The following is a 15,901-nucleotide window of genomic DNA, read 5'->3' on the forward strand; positions in this document are numbered from 1 at the left end:
TGCCTCGCGTAAAGCGGTATGAAAATGGATTGAAGCCCGGGCCGTGGATTCTACTCAACTTTAGTCTTTCGAGAAAGCATTGGGATCCTGGGCTATTAAAAAGAAGATCTTTTTATTTAGAGATCTGTTCTATTGTGATCTCTTATTAGGATCGTGAACCTGTGTGGATAAGTCCGATCTCACAAAGAAGATCATGCAGTTAGAAAGGATCGTTTGCTGTGAATGATCGGTGATCCTGGACAGTATAAGCTGGGATCAGATCGCGACTTTATACACAGGTCAAAAACGATACAACAGTTGTTCTTTGGATAACTACGGGTTAATACGAGCTTTTAACCAGAGTTATCCACATCTGTTCGCGCGATCTTTAATCGTTTTTGAGTAAATTTTTCCATTCCGCGAGCCAGATCTCAGCTGGATCCTCCGGAATGTCATGATCGAGGATGTTGATCTTGAGCGTTTCACCCAGCTGTTTTGCTCCACAAGAGGTAACAGCGGCTTCAACTTTCTCTATTGCCCCGCAAAAGGTGTCATATTCACGACTGCCGATCCCCACCGCGCCAAAACGGACGTTTGACAGGTCGGGCTGCTGTTCCAGCAGTTCGTCATATAAAGGTTGCAGGTTATCCGGCAGATCGCCCGCGCCGTGCGTGGAGGTGATCAGCAGCCAGACCCCGTCAGTCGGGAGATCTTCAAGCAACGGACCGTGCAGGGTTTCTGTAGAAAAGCCCGCATCTTCCAGCTTTTCAGCCAGGTGTTCCGCTACGTATTCCGCACCACCAAGGGTGCTGCCGCTGATAAGGGTAATGTCCGCCATTGATCGCTCGCCCAGATAAAGAGACGGCCATTGTACGCTGTGAACGAGCTGGGATCTACCTGTGGAAAATGTGGGAATGAATTTGCCCGATCACGGGCGGATGGTACGCATGATCGGGTTTTGCAGGGAGATCAGCGTCTCGGTGGACTGAATTTCATCGATTGTTTGGATCTTGTTGATAAGTACCTGCTGGAGGGCGTCGATGGATCGGCACATGACTTTAATAAAGATGCTGTAATGCCCGGTGGTGTAATACGCCTCGGTGACTTCATCCAGCGCGTTCAGCTTCGCCAGGGCTGAAGGGTAGTCTTTGGCGCTTTTAAGAATGATGCCGATGAAGCAGCAGACGTCGTAACCCAGATGTTTAGGACTGACGTCGATGCGTGCGCCGGTAATGATCCCCGCCTGTTTCATTTTCTCTACGCGAACGTGAATGGTCCCCGGGCTGACGCCAAACTGTTTCGCCAGCTCGGCGTAGGCGGTACGGGCATTGGCCATTAACGCCTCCAGGATGCCGCGGTCGAGATTGTCGATCTGATAATTTTCCATAGCTTTTTCTTATGAAGATTAATGAATCACTCTATTCTAGCGTTTAATTTTATCGAATCAAAAGTGAAGGTGGCTTTTTGTTGATGAGTTATTGAATATGATGCCATTTCTGTTGCTTAATCAATATCAACAGGACGCAGGAGTATAAATAATGAAAACCGCTTACATCGCCAAACAACGCCAGATCAGTTTCGTAAAATCCCATTTTTCCCGCCAGCTGGAAGAGAAGCTTGGCCTTATTGAAGTTCAGGCGCCGATTCTGAGCCGCGTGGGTGACGGGACGCAGGATAACCTCTCTGGATGCGAAAAAGCGGTACAGGTGAAAGTGAAAACACTGCCAGACGCTCAGTTCGAAGTGGTTCATTCACTGGCGAAGTGGAAGCGTCAAACCCTGGGACAGCACGACTTCAGCGCGGGCGAAGGGCTTTACACGCACATGAAAGCCCTTCGTCCCGATGAAGACCGCCTTTCACCGATTCATTCCGTTTACGTTGACCAGTGGGACTGGGAGCGCGTAATGGGTGATGGTGAACGTCACGTCGGCACGCTGAAATCCACCGTTGAGGCGATCTACGCCGGGATCAAAGCAACCGAAGCGGCCGTGAGCAAAGAGTTTGGTCTGGCGCCGTTCCTGCCGGATACGATCCACTTTGTTCACAGCCAGGCGCTGCTGAGCCGCTTCCCGGATCTCGATGCTAAAGGCCGCGAGCGTGCGATCGCCAAAGAATTAGGTGCAGTATTCCTGATCGGTATCGGCGGCAAACTGTCTGATGGCAAACGCCACGACGTTCGCGCGCCGGATTATGATGACTGGAGCACTGCGGGTGAGGGCGAATTTGCCGGGCTGAACGGCGATATTCTGGTGTGGAACCCGGTACTGGAAGACGCATTCGAGCTCTCTTCTATGGGGATCCGCGTGGATGCTGACGCGCTGAAGCGCCAGCTGGCGGTCACCGGCGATGAAGATCGTCTCAAACTCGAGTGGCACCAGGCGCTGCTGCGCGGTGAAATGCCTCAGACTATCGGCGGTGGTATCGGCCAGTCCCGTCTGACCATGCTGCTGCTGCAATTACCCCATATCGGTCAGGTTCAGTGTGGCGTCTGGCCGCAGCAGGTACGTGAAAGCGTCGGTTCTCTTCTGTAATTAACGCTGCCAGCGTCTGAGCAGGCGGCTACGCAGCCCGGTATCAAAGCGCCAGATATGATCGAAGATGCGCATGATGCCGGGTTTTCCATGGGCTGACATCGCCACCGCATGAAATCGGTGCTGGTGCACCCGCTGTAACTCCTTCACCTTATTCACCACGTCATCCGGCAGCCGCTGGGCAATAAAATCGGAAATCACCACCGCGTCAGCGTCATACCAGTCGCCTCCCTGCATACGCTCCACAATGCTGCGAAAGCAGCTGGCCAGATCCGTGCCGCCGCGAAAGCGCTGGCTCAGGAAGCGGATTGCCTGCTCGATACCCTGCTGATTCGTCAGCTCATAGCCCACCACCTCGCTGGAGAAGAGCATGATGAAGCAGCGACGACGATCGGCCAGCGCCACGCGCATCAGTGCCAGACAGAACGCCTTCGCGCACTGCTCGTTAAACCCGCCCATCGAACCGGACGTATCCACGCAAACAATGAATGGCCCGCGCGGCTGTTCATCAAAATCCTGATGGACGACCGGCCGTTGGCTGACGTTCTCACGCCAGGCTTCGCCGTGCAGTCGGTAGGTGAGAAGCTGTTTTTCCACCAGCCGACGATAGAACTCATACTCCAGCTCGGTCATCCCCAGCGTGCTCAGTTCCGTGGGCAGCAGGCGTAAAATGTCATCGCTCTGCTGGAGCCCGTCGACCTGCTCCGGCACGGTAGCCGGTTCGCGCACCAGGGTGCGGAAGGTTTCCATCGGGGCATCTTTCTTTGGGACCGACTTTGCCTCCCTTGAGCGACCCAGCTGTTCTGCAAGCTTCATCAGCTCGGGCTGCTGCGCCAGAAAATCGCCGTATTTGACGATCAGCTGATAATCCCCGCGCCGGAGCTGGCCGGCGCTCATATCCCACAGACGCCCTGCGGCGTTTTCATTCTCCACCAGCACCTGTTCTAGCTGGCCGCTCAGCGTCATCCGTTCCTGAACTTCACTGAGCAGCTGTTCACGCTCTTCGTCCAGCAGCTGCTGGTTCAGCGTTGTGGCCTGAACCACCAGGCTGAGGCGCCAGCGCTGTAAGAAGAGGGTATGAAGTGCGGGTGTAAAGGTGGCGTTATCCGTGACCAGCGCCCGGGCCTGGCTGGCAAACGGAGAGTGGACGTTATCGAGCAACGTCAGGGTTTGCGGGAGCTGGACGATAAACTGCGACGTGGAGAGCCGCTGGCACTGCTGATAGCAGGACACCTCTTCCGTTAACTCAGGGGGAACTTCGGTCTCCCTGAACCGCTGACGCAAATTTTCCCGCCAGCGCGGAAGATCGTCCGTCATCGCCTTTTTAAGCTTTGGAAATTTTTCAAAAAACGCCGCCAGCTGCGGCGACGCCAGAAGGGTAATGACCACTTCTTCGATCAACCCCTCCTCGCTGACGGCCAGCATGACGTTAAGCGTATCCAGCGTTAGCATTGACGCGCCTGTTTGATCTGCGCGCTGACGTCCTGCAGGCTGGCTTCGATGCGGCCTAACCAGTCGCTATGAATAAAGAGGCATTTTTGCTGCTCGCTAAAGCGGGTGTGCTGCTGATGCCATTCGGTATCCAGCGCTTCCAGCTGCTGCTTAATCTCTTCGGGGACGCTGTCAGAGGCGGTGCCCGGAAGCGCAAGACGCGATCCCTGGAGGCTGACGTCGCGGATCACCAGGTGCTGGCTGCTGTCCACTTCCATATTCAGCGGCTGCGCGAAACCAATGCCGTTGAGTTTTCCTCGGATCTCTCCGCCCTTATCCAGCCACTGCGCCAGCGCCTCGCGCTCAATCGTAATGTGCACCACCTGCATATCATGCAGTTTAAGCGGCTGCTGGAGCAGCAACGTTAGCGTTGCGCCGGTCAGATCCGCGGGAAGCTCGTAGTGCGGTTTGCGGGCGAACATGCCCCCAAGGCGATTCACTTTCAGCGCGGTTTTATCACTTTGCTGCTGCTGGAGCTGGATGCGCCGCTGGGCAATCGCCCCCAGCTGGTTGAGCATTGCCTGCTGTCCCCAGGCGTGCCCGGTCATCAAAACGTCAAGCTGCTGCTGCATCAGGTTCATGCCTTCTGCATCGTGCCAGAGGCAGTCTTTCAGCAGGATCAGATCGATTGGCGCGACGGCATCACGCCCGCTGAACAGGGCGCTCGCCTGCAGCAGGCGGATCGCTTTTTTCCACCGGCGATCGGAGACATAGGGCGCTGAAGGGATGAGATCAAGCTGCTGGCGCAGGAGATAGATCAGCTCGAAGACGGCGTCAGGCAGCTTGATTTTGCCGATATCCTGCTGCCACTGGTGATACTCCTCATCCGTCACCTGCAGCGAAGCGGATACCGGGTTTTCACTTTCATCCTGCTGGCTGACCAGCATGGAGCGGAAGTTGGATTTATCCTGCACTTTGTCCAGCCACAGGCGGATAAGCATACGGTCATACAGCGCTTCCAGACTGCTGTCGGCTTCAGGCAGTTCGTTAGAGGCGGCCACCAGCAGGCGCATCGGGATTTTCTCTTCACTGGCGCCGTTACGGAACCGACGTTCGTTTATCGCCGTGAGCAGGGTGTTCAGAATAGCCGGCCCCGCTTTCCAGATCTCATCGAGAAAAACAATCTCAGCCTCCGGAAGATACCCTTCTGTCAGACGCTGATAGCGCCCCTCATCTTTCAATGCCTGAATGGAGAGCGGACCAAAAACTTCTTCTGGGGTGGAAAACCGGGTCATGAGATATTCGAAGGCGCGGGCGTTCTGAAAAGCAAATTTCAGCCTGCGGGCAATCAGGCTTTTGGCAATGCCCGGCGGTCCCAGCAAAAACACGCTTTCACCGCTCAACGCCGCCAGTAAGCAGAGGCGGATGGCGTGGCTACGCTCGAAAAGGCCTTTTTCCAGCGCGCTGCTGAGGCGGGAAATTCTTTCTGCTAATAAATGTGAGTGAGCCATAATAGTTTTGCATCCTTTCGCCGTCGTGGCGGCCAATTGAAGCGAGTATAGACGTTTCAGTCAGGGCTGGTAATAGACTGAAGTGCGGCGCAATTTTCTTTGCGCTACATTAATGCGGTTGCATTTAGGGGTACGATTTTGCAATGAATCGTGCATACTGTGCGCTTTTTGTGGGCCAAGGGACCGGGAACACATTTGTTATTTAAACGAAAAGACTAGTCTATGAGCACTGATAATAAGCAATCATTACCCGCAATAACGCTTGCGGCGATCGGGGTTGTCTACGGTGATATCGGCACCAGCCCGCTTTATACGCTTCGTGAATGTCTGTCCGGCCAGTTTGGTTTTGGTGTTGAACGCGATGCCGTGTTTGGCTTCCTGTCCCTCATTTTCTGGCTGCTGATCCTGGTGGTTTCCGTTAAATATCTCTCCTTCGTTATGCGTGCTGATAACGCAGGTGAAGGTGGGATCCTGACCCTGATGTCTCTTGCCGGGCGTAATACCTCGGCCAGGATGACCTCTGTGCTGGTCATTATCGGCCTGATTGGCGGCAGTTTCTTTTACGGGGAAGTGGTGATAACGCCGGCTATCTCGGTGCTGTCAGCGATAGAGGGGCTGGAGATTATCGCTCCGCAGCTCGATTCATGGGTGGTTCCGCTGGCCATTATTGTCCTGACGCTGCTGTTCATGATCCAGAAGCACGGTACAGGGCTGGTGGGCAAACTGTTCGCGCCGATTATGTTGGCCTGGTTCCTGATCCTGGCGGCGCTTGGCTTGCGCAGCATTATCGCGAACCCTGAAGTGCTGCATGCGCTGAACCCTTACTGGGCGGTGCATTTCTTCCTCGAATACAAAGTGGTTTCCTTCGTGGCGCTGGGGGCCGTCGTGCTCTCCATCACCGGTGTGGAAGCGCTGTATGCTGACATGGGCCACTTCGGGAAACTGCCTATCCGCGTGGCATGGTTTATTGTGGTGCTGCCGTCGCTGGTGCTGAACTATTTCGGTCAGGGCGCGCTGTTGCTTAAAAACCCGGAAGCGATCAAGAACCCGTTCTTCCTGCTGGCGCCTGACTGGGCGCTGGTGCCGATGCTGATCCTGGCGACGCTGGCGACAGTCATTGCCTCCCAGGCGGTGATTTCCGGCGTGTTTTCTCTGACGCGCCAGGCCGTGCGTCTGGGGTATCTGTCACCGATGCGCATCATCCATACCTCAGAGATGGAGTCGGGTCAGATCTACATCCCGTTCGTTAACTGGCTCCTCTATTTCGCTGTTGTTATTGTTATCGTCAGCTTCGAGCACTCCAGTAACCTGGCTGCAGCGTACGGTATTGCGGTAACCGGTACGATGGTGCTGACATCGCTTCTCTCCACCACGGTGGCGTACCGAAACTGGCACTGGAATAAATTCCTCGTGGCGATGATTCTGGTGGGCTTCCTGTGTATCGACGTGCCGCTGTTCTCAGCGAACCTCGATAAAATTGTCTCCGGTGGCTGGCTGCCGCTGACGCTGGGTCTGGTGATGTTCATCGTCATGACCACCTGGAAAAGCGAGCGTTTCCGCCTGCTGCGCCGCATGCACGAGCACGGCAATTCTCTGGAGGCGATGATCGCTTCTCTGGAGAAATCCCCGCCGGTCCGCGTGCCGGGTACTGCGGTATATATGTCACGCGCGCTGAACGTCATTCCGTTCGCGCTGATGCATAACCTCAAGCACAACAAAGTGCTGCACGAGCGTGTGATCCTGCTGACGCTGCGCACCGAAGATGCGCCGTATGTTCACAACGTGCGCCGCGTGCAGATTGAGCAGCTGTCGCCGACCTTCTGGCGCGTGGTGGCAAGCTACGGCTGGCGCGAAACGCCAAACGTGGAAGAGGTGTTCCATCGCTGCGGCCTGGAAGGACTGAGCTGCCGGATGATGGAGACGTCGTTCTTTATGTCGCACGAGTCGCTGATCATCGGCAAGCGCCCGTGGTATCTGCGCCTGCGCGGCAAGCTGTACCTCATCCTGCAGCGTAACGCCCTGCGCGCGCCTGACCAGTTTGAGATCCCGCCTAACCGCGTGATTGAGCTGGGGACGCAGGTCGAGATCTAATCCCTTCTGAAAATGCCGGGTGGCGCTTCGCTTACCCGGCCTACCAAACCCCTCGCCAACCCACAATAATTGTCTCTGCATTTCACTTAGCGAAACGTTTCGACGTCGATCACAAATCTGTTACGTCATGATGGTTTTCTGAACATTCTTGAGATTAAACTGATGTCAGCGAAACGTTTCGCTAGTGGAGCAAGAAAATGAAGAAAGGCACGGTACTCAACTCAGAAATCTCATCGGTTATTTCCCGTCTTGGGCATACCGATACGCTGGTGGTTTGCGATGCAGGCTTACCGGTTCCGCGCAGCACAACCCGTATCGATATGGCGTTAACGCAGGGTGTACCCTCGTTTATGCAGGTACTGGATGTGGTGACCGCGGAGATGCAGGTTGAGGCAGCCATTCTCGCGGCGGAAATCAAACAACATAATCCGCAACTCCACGAAACGTTGCTCAGCCATATTGAGCAACTGCAACAACACCAGGGAAACACCATAGAAATTCGTTACACGACGCACGAACAGTTCAAACAACAAACCGCAGACAGTCAGGCGGTGATTCGCAGCGGGGAGTGTTCCCCGTATGCGAATATCATTCTCTGTGCTGGCGTCACATTCTGAGGCCATCATGGACGCATTACTGCAACTCAAAGGGATCGATAAGTCGTTCCCGGGCGTTAAAGCCCTCTCCGGCGCGGCGCTGAACGTCTACCCCGGGCGCGTGATGGCGCTGGTGGGCGAAAACGGTGCCGGCAAATCCACCATGATGAAAGTGCTGACCGGTATCTATCAACGCGATGCCGGTTCACTCGTCTGGCTGGGTAAAGAGACCACCTTCAATGGCCCAAAATCCTCTCAGGAAGCGGGTATCGGTATTATTCACCAGGAGCTGAACCTGATACCGCAGCTCACCATTGCGGAAAACATCTTCCTCGGCCGCGAGTTTGTTAACCGGTTCGGCAAAATCGACTGGAAAACCATGTATGCCGAAGCGGACAAGCTGCTGGCGAAGCTGAACCTGCGCTTTAAGAGTGACCGCCTGGTCGGCGATCTGTCCATTGGCGATCAGCAGATGGTGGAAATCGCGAAGGTGCTGAGCTTTGAGTCGAAGGTCATCATTATGGATGAACCGACCGACGCCCTGACCGATACCGAAACGGAATCCCTGTTCCGCGTGATCCGCGAGCTGAAGTCGCAGGGGCGCGGGATTGTCTATATCTCTCACCGCATGAAAGAGATCTTCGAAATCTGCGATGACGTTACCGTCTTCCGCGACGGGCAGTTTATTGCCGAGCGCGAAGTCGCCACGCTGACCGAAGATACGCTCATCGAAATGATGGTGGGACGCAAGCTCGAAGATCAGTATCCGCATCTGGAGAAAGCGCCGGGTGAGATCCGCCTGAAGGTGGACAACCTCTGCGGTCCGGGTGTGAACGACGTGACCTTTACCCTGCGCCAGGGCGAGATCCTGGGCGTGGCGGGCCTGATGGGTGCCGGACGTACCGAGCTGATGAAAGTGTTGTACGGCGCACTGCCGCGCACCAGCGGTTATGTCACCCTCGACGGTCATGAAGTGGTCACCCGTTCTCCGCAGGATGGTCTGGCGAACGGCATCGTTTATATCTCCGAAGACCGCAAACGCGACGGCCTGGTGCTGGGGATGTCAGTTAAAGAGAACATGTCCCTGACCGCGCTGCGCTATTTCAGCCATAGCGGCGGTAGCCTGAAGCATAAAGATGAGCAGCAGGCGGTGAGCGATTTTATCCGTCTCTTTAACGTCAAAACCCCGTCGATGGAGCAGGCGATTGGCCTGTTGTCCGGCGGTAATCAGCAGAAAGTGGCGATTGCGCGCGGACTGATGACGCGTCCGAAAGTGTTAATCCTCGACGAGCCAACCCGCGGCGTAGACGTGGGCGCGAAGAAAGAGATCTACCAGCTGATTAACCAGTTCAAGGCCGACGGTCTGAGCATCATTCTGGTCTCTTCCGAGATGCCAGAAGTATTAGGCATGAGCGATCGCATTATCGTCATGCATGAAGGGCATCTCGGCGGTGAATTCACTCGCGAGCAGGCCACCCAGGAAGTTCTGATGGCTGCCGCTGTGGGCAAGCTTAATCGCGTGAATCAGGAGTAAGAAGATGACTACCCAGGCTGTTTCTGGTCGCCGCTATTTCACAAAGGCATGGCTGATGGAACAAAAATCGCTGATTGCCCTGCTGGTGCTGATCGCGATTGTGTCGACCATGAGCCCGAACTTTTTCACCGTTAATAACCTGTTCAACATTCTGCAGCAAACATCGGTGAACGCCATTATGGCGGTCGGCATGACGCTGGTGATTTTGACCTCAGGTATCGATCTGTCCGTCGGTTCCCTGCTGGCGCTCACCGGCGCGATCGCCGCTTCGATTGTCGGCATTGAAGTCAACGCGCTGGTGGCCGTGGCCGCTGCCCTGGCGGCAGGCGCGGCGATTGGTGCCGTAACCGGCGTGATTGTGGCAAAGGGCCGCGTTCAGGCGTTTATCGCCACGCTGGTGATGATGCTGCTGCTGCGCGGTGTGACCATGGTATACACCAACGGTAGCCCGGTTAATACCGGCTTTACCGATAACGCGGATCTGTTTGGCTGGTTCGGTATCGGTCGCCCGCTGGGTGTTCCGACCCCGGTCTGGATCATGGCTATCGTCTTCCTGGCGGCGTGGTACATGCTGCACCACACCCGTCTGGGCCGTTATATTTACGCGCTGGGCGGTAACGAAGCGGCAACGCGCCTGTCCGGTATCAGCGTTAATAAAGTCAAAATTATCGTTTACTCCCTGTGCGGTCTGCTGGCATCGCTGGCAGGTATCATCGAAGTGGCGCGCCTCTCTTCTGCGCAGCCGACGGCGGGTACGGGGTATGAGCTGGATGCTATCGCAGCAGTGGTTCTGGGCGGTACGAGTCTTGCGGGCGGTAAAGGTCGCATTGTTGGGACATTGATCGGCGCACTGATTCTCGGTTTCCTGAATAATGGTTTGAATTTGTTAGGTGTTTCCTCCTATTACCAGATGATCGTTAAGGCAGTGGTGATTTTGCTGGCGGTACTGGTAGACAACAAAAAACAGTAACTGACGACACTACAGGACATCTTAGATATGAACATGAAAAAACTGGCTACCCTGGTTTCTGCTGTCGCGCTGAGCGCAACCGTAAGTGCTAACGCCATGGCGAAAGATACCATCGCGCTGGTTGTCTCTACCCTGAACAACCCGTTCTTCGTCTCCCTGAAGGACGGTGCGCAGAAAGAAGCGGACAAACTGGGCTACAACCTGGTGGTGCTGGATTCACAGAACAACCCGGCGAAAGAGCTGGCTAACGTTCAGGACTTAACCGTTCGCGGCACCAAAATTCTGCTGATCAACCCAACCGATTCTGACGCCGTCGGTAACGCCGTTAAAATGGCAAACCAGGCGAAAATTCCGGTGATTACTCTGGACCGCCAGGCAACGAAAGGCGAAGTTGTTAGCCACATTGCGTCTGATAACGTGCTGGGCGGCAAAATCGCGGGTGATTACATCGCGAAGAAAGCCGGCGAAGGCGCGAAAGTTATCGAACTGCAGGGGATTGCCGGTACGTCCGCAGCCCGCGAGCGTGGTGAAGGCTTCCAGCAGGCTGTGGCTGCGCACAAATTTAACGTGCTGGCGAGCCAGCCAGCCGACTTTGACCGTACTAAAGGTCTGAACGTTATGCAGAACCTGCTGACCGCACACCCTGACGTGCAGGCGGTATTCGCGCAGAACGACGAAATGGCGCTGGGCGCGCTGCGTGCCCTGCAGACCGCAGGTAATTCTGATGTGATGGTTGTCGGATTTGACGGCACGCCGGATGGTGAAAAAGCAGTAAACGATGGCAAACTGGCTGCGACCATCGCTCAGCTGCCTGAGCAGATTGGCGCCACTGGCGTTGAAACTGCCGACAAAGTGCTGAAGGGCGAAAAAGTTCAGGCTAAATACCCAGTTGACCTGAAGCTGGTCATCAAGCAGTAAAAGGCGAATCAGGCAGTCGCTGGCTGCCTGAGGGACACCAATAAAGAAAAGTGTGGCATACGCCACCGGGTAACACCGGTGGCGCTCTCAGATGGACAACCCAACCATGAAAACCGCAGGCAACCTCGTCGTCCTTGGCAGTATCAATGCCGATCACATTCTTAACCTTGAATCGTTCCCTGCACCGGGCGAAACCGTCACGGGTAACCAGTATCAGGTGGCATTTGGCGGTAAAGGTGCCAACCAGGCCGTCGCTGCTGGTCGCAGCGGGGCGAATATTGCGTTTATCGCCTGCACGGGTGATGACGATACCGGTGAGCGCGTACGCAAACAGCTGGCGAGCGACAACATTAACGTCGCACCGGTCAGCGTTGTTGCAGGGGAATCGACCGGCGTGGCGCTGATTTTCGTCAACGCTGAAGGTGAGAATGTCATCGGTATTCATGCGGGTGCTAACGCTGCGCTGACGACGGAGCGCGTAGAAGCGCAACGTGCCATCATCGCCGGAGCGGAAGCCCTGCTCATGCAACTGGAGTCACCGGTTGAAAGCGTGCTGGCTGCCGCGAAAATTGCGCATGAAAATCATACCACTGTCGTACTTAACCCGGCCCCGGCCCGTGTATTATCAGACGAGCTGCTGGCGCTGGTGGACATCATTACGCCGAACGAAACCGAAGCCGAAAAGCTGACGGGCATCCGCGTAGAAAATGATGACGATGCCGCGCGAGCCGCCCGTGCACTGCATGATAAGGGCATCGGTACCGTGATTATCACCCTTGGTAGCCGTGGGGTGTGGGCAAGCGTCAATGGCGAAGGCCGTCGCGTGCCGGGCTTTAAGGTCAAAGCGATTGATACCATCGCAGCGGGAGATACCTTCAACGGTGCACTGGTCACCGCGCTGCTGGAAGGCAAGAGAATGGATGAGGCTATTCGCTTCGCACACGCTGCTGCCGCGATTGCGGTGACGCGCAAAGGCGCCCAGCCTTCCGTTCCGTGGCGTAAAGAGATCGATGAATTCTTAAGTCAGCAGGGGTAACGCTTGGCCACAATGAAAGATGTCGCCCGCATGGCGGGCGTTTCTACCTCGACGGTCTCCCACGTTATAAACAACGATCGCTTCGTCAGCGAGGCGATTCGGGAGAAAGTCGAAGCTGCGGTAAAAGAACTCAACTATGCGCCGTCTGCGCTGGCGCGCAGTCTTAAGCTCAACCAGACGCGCACCATCGGTATGCTGATCACCGCGAGTACCAACCCCTTTTATTCAGAACTGGTCCGCGGCGTGGAGCGCAGCTGCTTCGAGCGTGGCTACAGCCTGGTGCTGTGCAATACCGAGGGTGACGAGCAGCGCATGAATCGTAACCTGGAAACGCTGATGCAAAAACGCGTCGACGGGCTACTGCTGCTCTGCACCGAAACGCACCAGCCCTCGAAAGAGATCATCCAGCGCTATCCTTCGATTCCCACCGTGATGATGGACTGGGCGCCGTTCGACGGAACCAGCGATCTTATTCAGGATAACTCCCTGCTGGGCGGCGATATGGCGACTCAGTACCTGATTGATAAAGGACACACTCGCATTGCCTGTATTACGGGGCCGCTGGATAAAACCCCGGCGCGTTTGCGTCTGGAAGGGTATCTCTCCGCCATGGAACGAGCGGGCCTTGCCATTCCTGATGGATACCGGATCACCGGCGACTTTGAGTTTAACGGCGGTTTCGAGGCAATGCAGAAACTGCTAACGCAAAAGCCGCGTCCGCAGGCGGTCTTTATTGGTAACGACGCGATGGCGTTTGGTGCCTATCAGGCGTTGTATCAGGCGGGGCTACGCGTGCCGGACGATATGGCGGTGATTGGCTATGACGATATCGAACTGGCCAGCTACATGACGCCGCCGCTGACCACTATTCATCAGCCGAAGGATGAACTGGGCGAGCTGGCCATCGATGTGTTGATCCACCGTATGGCGCAGCCCACGCTGCAACAGCAACGGCTGCAGCTTACTCCTGTTCTGATGGAACGCGGTTCGGTTTAGCTTTCTCTTTGTGACGCTCTTTAATCAGGTTTCGGCCGTCTTTTGGTTTTAACAGCATAAAGACCAGCGCCGATACCACGGTAAGTGCGCCCATGGTGATAAAGGTATAGTGGAACTGCTCAACGGTATTCGCGCTGTCAAAACCCTCATAAAACCTCAGCACCGCTGCACTCACGGCAACCCCTAAACTGATCGACAGCTGTTGCGTTACCGCCAGCACGCTGTTGCCGCTGCTTGCGTTCTCGTCAGTCAGGTCGGCGAGGGTGATGGTGTTCATCGACGTGAACTGCGTCGACATCGCCATGCCCAACACAAACAGCGGCAGGATCAGCATCCAGACGGGTAACGCGGCGGATTGTAGCGAGAACTGCGCAATCATCAGACCGATAAAGACCGTCACGCCGACCAGCGTCTTACGATAGCCAAACCAGCGCAGCACCTGTGTCACGGTTGATTTTGCCAGAATCGAGCCCATTGCCGTGGGCGCCATCATGCAGCCAGCAATCAGGGCCGGGTAGCCAAAACCCACCTGCAGCATCAATGGCATCAGGAACGGCACACAGCCCGTCCCCAAACGAGACGCAATGTTCCCTGCAATCCCAACGGAAAACGTTCGGGTATTAAAGAGCCCCAGGGAGATTAACGGCGTCGGGTGACGACGCGCGTGACGTATATAAAGAAGGAATAACAGAATACCGCCGAGGATAACGGAGAGCGCTAACCACGTCGCGACGATCTTCTCGCCAAACAGCTCCATCCCGCTGGAGAATAACACCAGGCTCAGGCCAAACAGGAAAAAGCCGCCCATATCGAAGCTGCGCCTTGGCGTGGTGAAGTTCGGCATATATTTGCGGGCATACAGCAGCCCCGCAACGCCAATTGGAATATTAATCAGGAAGATCCAGTGCCAGCTTGCCCAGGTGACAAACACGCCACCGAGTACCGGGCCAAGAATCGGGCCAACCAGGCCCGGCATGGTGACGAAGTTGAGTACGGGAAGCAGTTCGCTCCTGGGGTAGGCTCGCAGCAAGGCAAGGCGCGCCACCGGCATCATCATCGCGCCGCCAATGCCCTGCAATACGCGGAAGATAACCAGCTCCGTTAAGGATGAGGAGAGCGCACAGGCCAGCGATCCAAGCGTAAAGAGCGTGACGGCCAGCATGAAAACTCTGCGGGTGCCAAAGCGGTCGGCCAGCCAGCCGCTGACCGGAATTAACATTGCGACCGTCAGGGTGTAGCTGATGATGGCGGACTGCATCGCCAGCGGGGAGCGGTTAAGGCTTTGCGCTATAGCGGGAAGCGCTGTGTTGAGGATGGTGGCATCCAGTGCCTGCATAAAAAACGCCATGGCTGCAATCCACGGCAATCCGGCCATGCTGCGCGCTTTTTTCGTTGTCATTTATTTACCTGCTGGTGGGTTGGTGCGGCCAGCAATGCCTGGCACGCACTCAGGGCTCGCTGCCCGTCGCTTTCCTGGATGGCATCAACTATCGCCTGGTGCAAATCCAGTTTTACCACTTCGTTTTGTGTAATAGAGGTAAAGTAAGTGTGATACACCGAATGAAATAAAGAGGCAAAAGAGGTGAGAAACGGATTGGCGCTCATCATATAGATGTGTTCATGCCAGGCCATATCAACCTCAACCCAGCGTTCGCGGTTGAAGTGCTTTTTCAGGAACACCATCTCTTCCATCAGCGCGTTAAGCTGTGCTTTCTGCTCTGCAGTTCCTAGCGTGGCGGCAAGCAGACATGCCTGAGGTTCAAGGCTGCTGCGCATCACCAGAAAGTGATCGACGACTTGGTGAAAGTTATCTTCCGTCATCCACCAGGAGAGCAGCTCCTGATCGAGAAAATTCCAGTTACTCTGTGGCATCACGCGTGTGCCAATGCGAGGGCGTGGAAGCACCATGCCTTTTGCCGTCAGGGTTTTCACCGCTTCGCGAACGGCGGTACGGCTCACCCCAAACTGCTCACCCAGCTCCATCTCACCCGGCAGGATGCTACCTGGGGCATATTTACCCGCTAAAATCCGCTGAGCCAGCTTTTCTGCCAGCACGTACGACAGGTTTTTTTGGGCGGCCAGCTGTTGTGCGCTTAATGGCATCGCTTTTATTCCTTAAAGATTCATGCTGATAATTATGCCACCTCGAATGTGATTGTGGTTGCAGATACATCAAATAGAACAATTTGTAGCTCGATTTCACCTCTGTTGGTGAAAAAAAACGCGGATGGAAACTTTTTTTAAATTTCCTCTTGTCACGTCGGAATAACTCCCTATAATGCGCCTCCACTGACACGGAACAACGGCA

General features: G+C 55.4%; 14 protein-coding genes. 8 read left to right on the top strand and 6 right to left on the bottom strand.

Annotation, left to right across the window (positions count from 1 at the left end; genetic code table 11):
- Positions 1 to 367: 367 nt before the first annotated feature.
- Positions 368 to 817: an FMN-binding protein MioC gene (gene mioC, locus M2422_RS14650; RefSeq protein ID WP_023309786.1), complete on the bottom strand. Its 450-nt coding sequence runs from the start codon at positions 815 to 817 to the stop codon at positions 368 to 370.
- Positions 818 to 907: 90 nt separating this feature from the next.
- Positions 908 to 1,366 (bottom strand): transcriptional regulator AsnC, encoded by a 459-nt coding sequence (gene asnC, locus M2422_RS14655; protein WP_023333916.1) that lies wholly within the window; start codon positions 1,364 to 1,366, stop codon positions 908 to 910.
- Between the two features lie 151 nt (positions 1,367 to 1,517).
- On the opposite strand from asnC, the gene asnA reads away from it, so the two are divergent.
- Positions 1,518 to 2,510 carry an aspartate--ammonia ligase gene (asnA, locus tag M2422_RS14660; protein WP_045888253.1) on the top strand — a complete coding sequence of 331 codons (993 nt, stop codon included), beginning with the start codon at positions 1,518 to 1,520 and terminating at the stop codon, positions 2,508 to 2,510.
- Here asnA and viaA read toward each other — a convergent pair whose 3' ends face one another.
- Together viaA and ravA are read right to left on the bottom strand one after the other, a co-directional pair.
- Positions 2,511 to 3,962, bottom strand: a complete 1,452-nt coding sequence (gene viaA / locus M2422_RS14665) for an ATPase RavA stimulator ViaA (protein WP_259141277.1) — start codon at positions 3,960 to 3,962, stop codon at positions 2,511 to 2,513. It lies immediately after the preceding gene.
- Positions 3,956 to 5,452, bottom strand: coding sequence for an ATPase RavA (gene ravA / locus M2422_RS14670; RefSeq protein WP_023309782.1), 1,497 nt, complete (start codon positions 5,450 to 5,452; stop codon positions 3,956 to 3,958). The genes viaA and ravA overlap by 7 nt, the downstream gene beginning before the upstream one ends.
- 222 nt (positions 5,453 to 5,674) lie before the next feature.
- On the opposite strand from ravA, the gene kup reads away from it, so the two are divergent.
- The 7 genes from kup (at position 5,675) to rbsR (ending at position 13,593) form a co-directional block, all read left to right on the top strand.
- Positions 5,675 to 7,543, top strand: coding sequence for a low affinity potassium transporter Kup (gene kup, locus M2422_RS14675; RefSeq protein ID WP_023309781.1), 1,869 nt, complete (start codon positions 5,675 to 5,677; stop codon positions 7,541 to 7,543).
- Between the two features lie 197 nt (positions 7,544 to 7,740).
- Positions 7,741 to 8,160, top strand: coding sequence for a D-ribose pyranase (gene rbsD / locus M2422_RS14680; RefSeq protein WP_032662094.1), 420 nt, complete (start codon positions 7,741 to 7,743; stop codon positions 8,158 to 8,160).
- 7 nt (positions 8,161 to 8,167) lie between these two features.
- Positions 8,168 to 9,673 (top strand): ribose ABC transporter ATP-binding protein RbsA, encoded by a 1,506-nt coding sequence (gene rbsA / locus M2422_RS14685; protein WP_023309779.1) that lies wholly within the window; start codon positions 8,168 to 8,170, stop codon positions 9,671 to 9,673.
- Positions 9,674 to 9,677: 4 nt separating this feature from the next.
- Positions 9,678 to 10,643, top strand: a complete 966-nt coding sequence (gene rbsC / locus M2422_RS14690) for a ribose ABC transporter permease (RefSeq protein ID WP_006808742.1) — start codon at positions 9,678 to 9,680, stop codon at positions 10,641 to 10,643.
- A 27-nt stretch (positions 10,644 to 10,670) separates the two neighbouring features.
- Positions 10,671 to 11,561, top strand: a complete 891-nt coding sequence (gene rbsB / locus M2422_RS14695; protein ID WP_064673013.1) for a ribose ABC transporter substrate-binding protein RbsB — start codon at positions 10,671 to 10,673, stop codon at positions 11,559 to 11,561.
- A 106-nt stretch (positions 11,562 to 11,667) separates the two neighbouring features.
- The gene (rbsK, locus tag M2422_RS14700; RefSeq protein ID WP_064673041.1) at positions 11,668 to 12,597 is read left to right on the top strand and encodes a ribokinase; all 930 of its coding nucleotides are present in this window, start codon (positions 11,668 to 11,670) and stop codon (positions 12,595 to 12,597) included.
- A gap of 3 nt (positions 12,598 to 12,600) precedes the next feature.
- The gene (gene rbsR / locus M2422_RS14705) at positions 12,601 to 13,593 is read left to right on the top strand and encodes a ribose operon transcriptional repressor RbsR (RefSeq protein WP_073001901.1); all 993 of its coding nucleotides are present in this window, start codon (positions 12,601 to 12,603) and stop codon (positions 13,591 to 13,593) included.
- On the opposite strand, the gene mdtD is transcribed toward rbsR, so the two are convergent.
- Both mdtD and M2422_RS14715 read right to left on the bottom strand, forming a co-directional pair.
- Positions 13,559 to 14,992, bottom strand: coding sequence for a multidrug transporter subunit MdtD (mdtD, locus tag M2422_RS14710; RefSeq protein ID WP_033144368.1), 1,434 nt, complete (start codon positions 14,990 to 14,992; stop codon positions 13,559 to 13,561). The genes rbsR and mdtD overlap by 35 nt on opposite strands.
- Positions 14,989 to 15,696 carry a FadR/GntR family transcriptional regulator gene (locus M2422_RS14715; RefSeq protein ID WP_023309775.1) on the bottom strand — a complete coding sequence of 236 codons (708 nt, stop codon included), beginning with the start codon at positions 15,694 to 15,696 and terminating at the stop codon, positions 14,989 to 14,991. The genes mdtD and M2422_RS14715 overlap by 4 nt, the downstream gene beginning before the upstream one ends.
- Positions 15,697 to 15,901: the final 205 nt, after the last annotated feature.

It is taken from the genome of Enterobacter sp. SLBN-59, from assembly GCF_024807915.1.
Taxonomy (GTDB): Bacteria; Pseudomonadota; Gammaproteobacteria; order Enterobacterales; family Enterobacteriaceae; genus Enterobacter; species Enterobacter asburiae_B.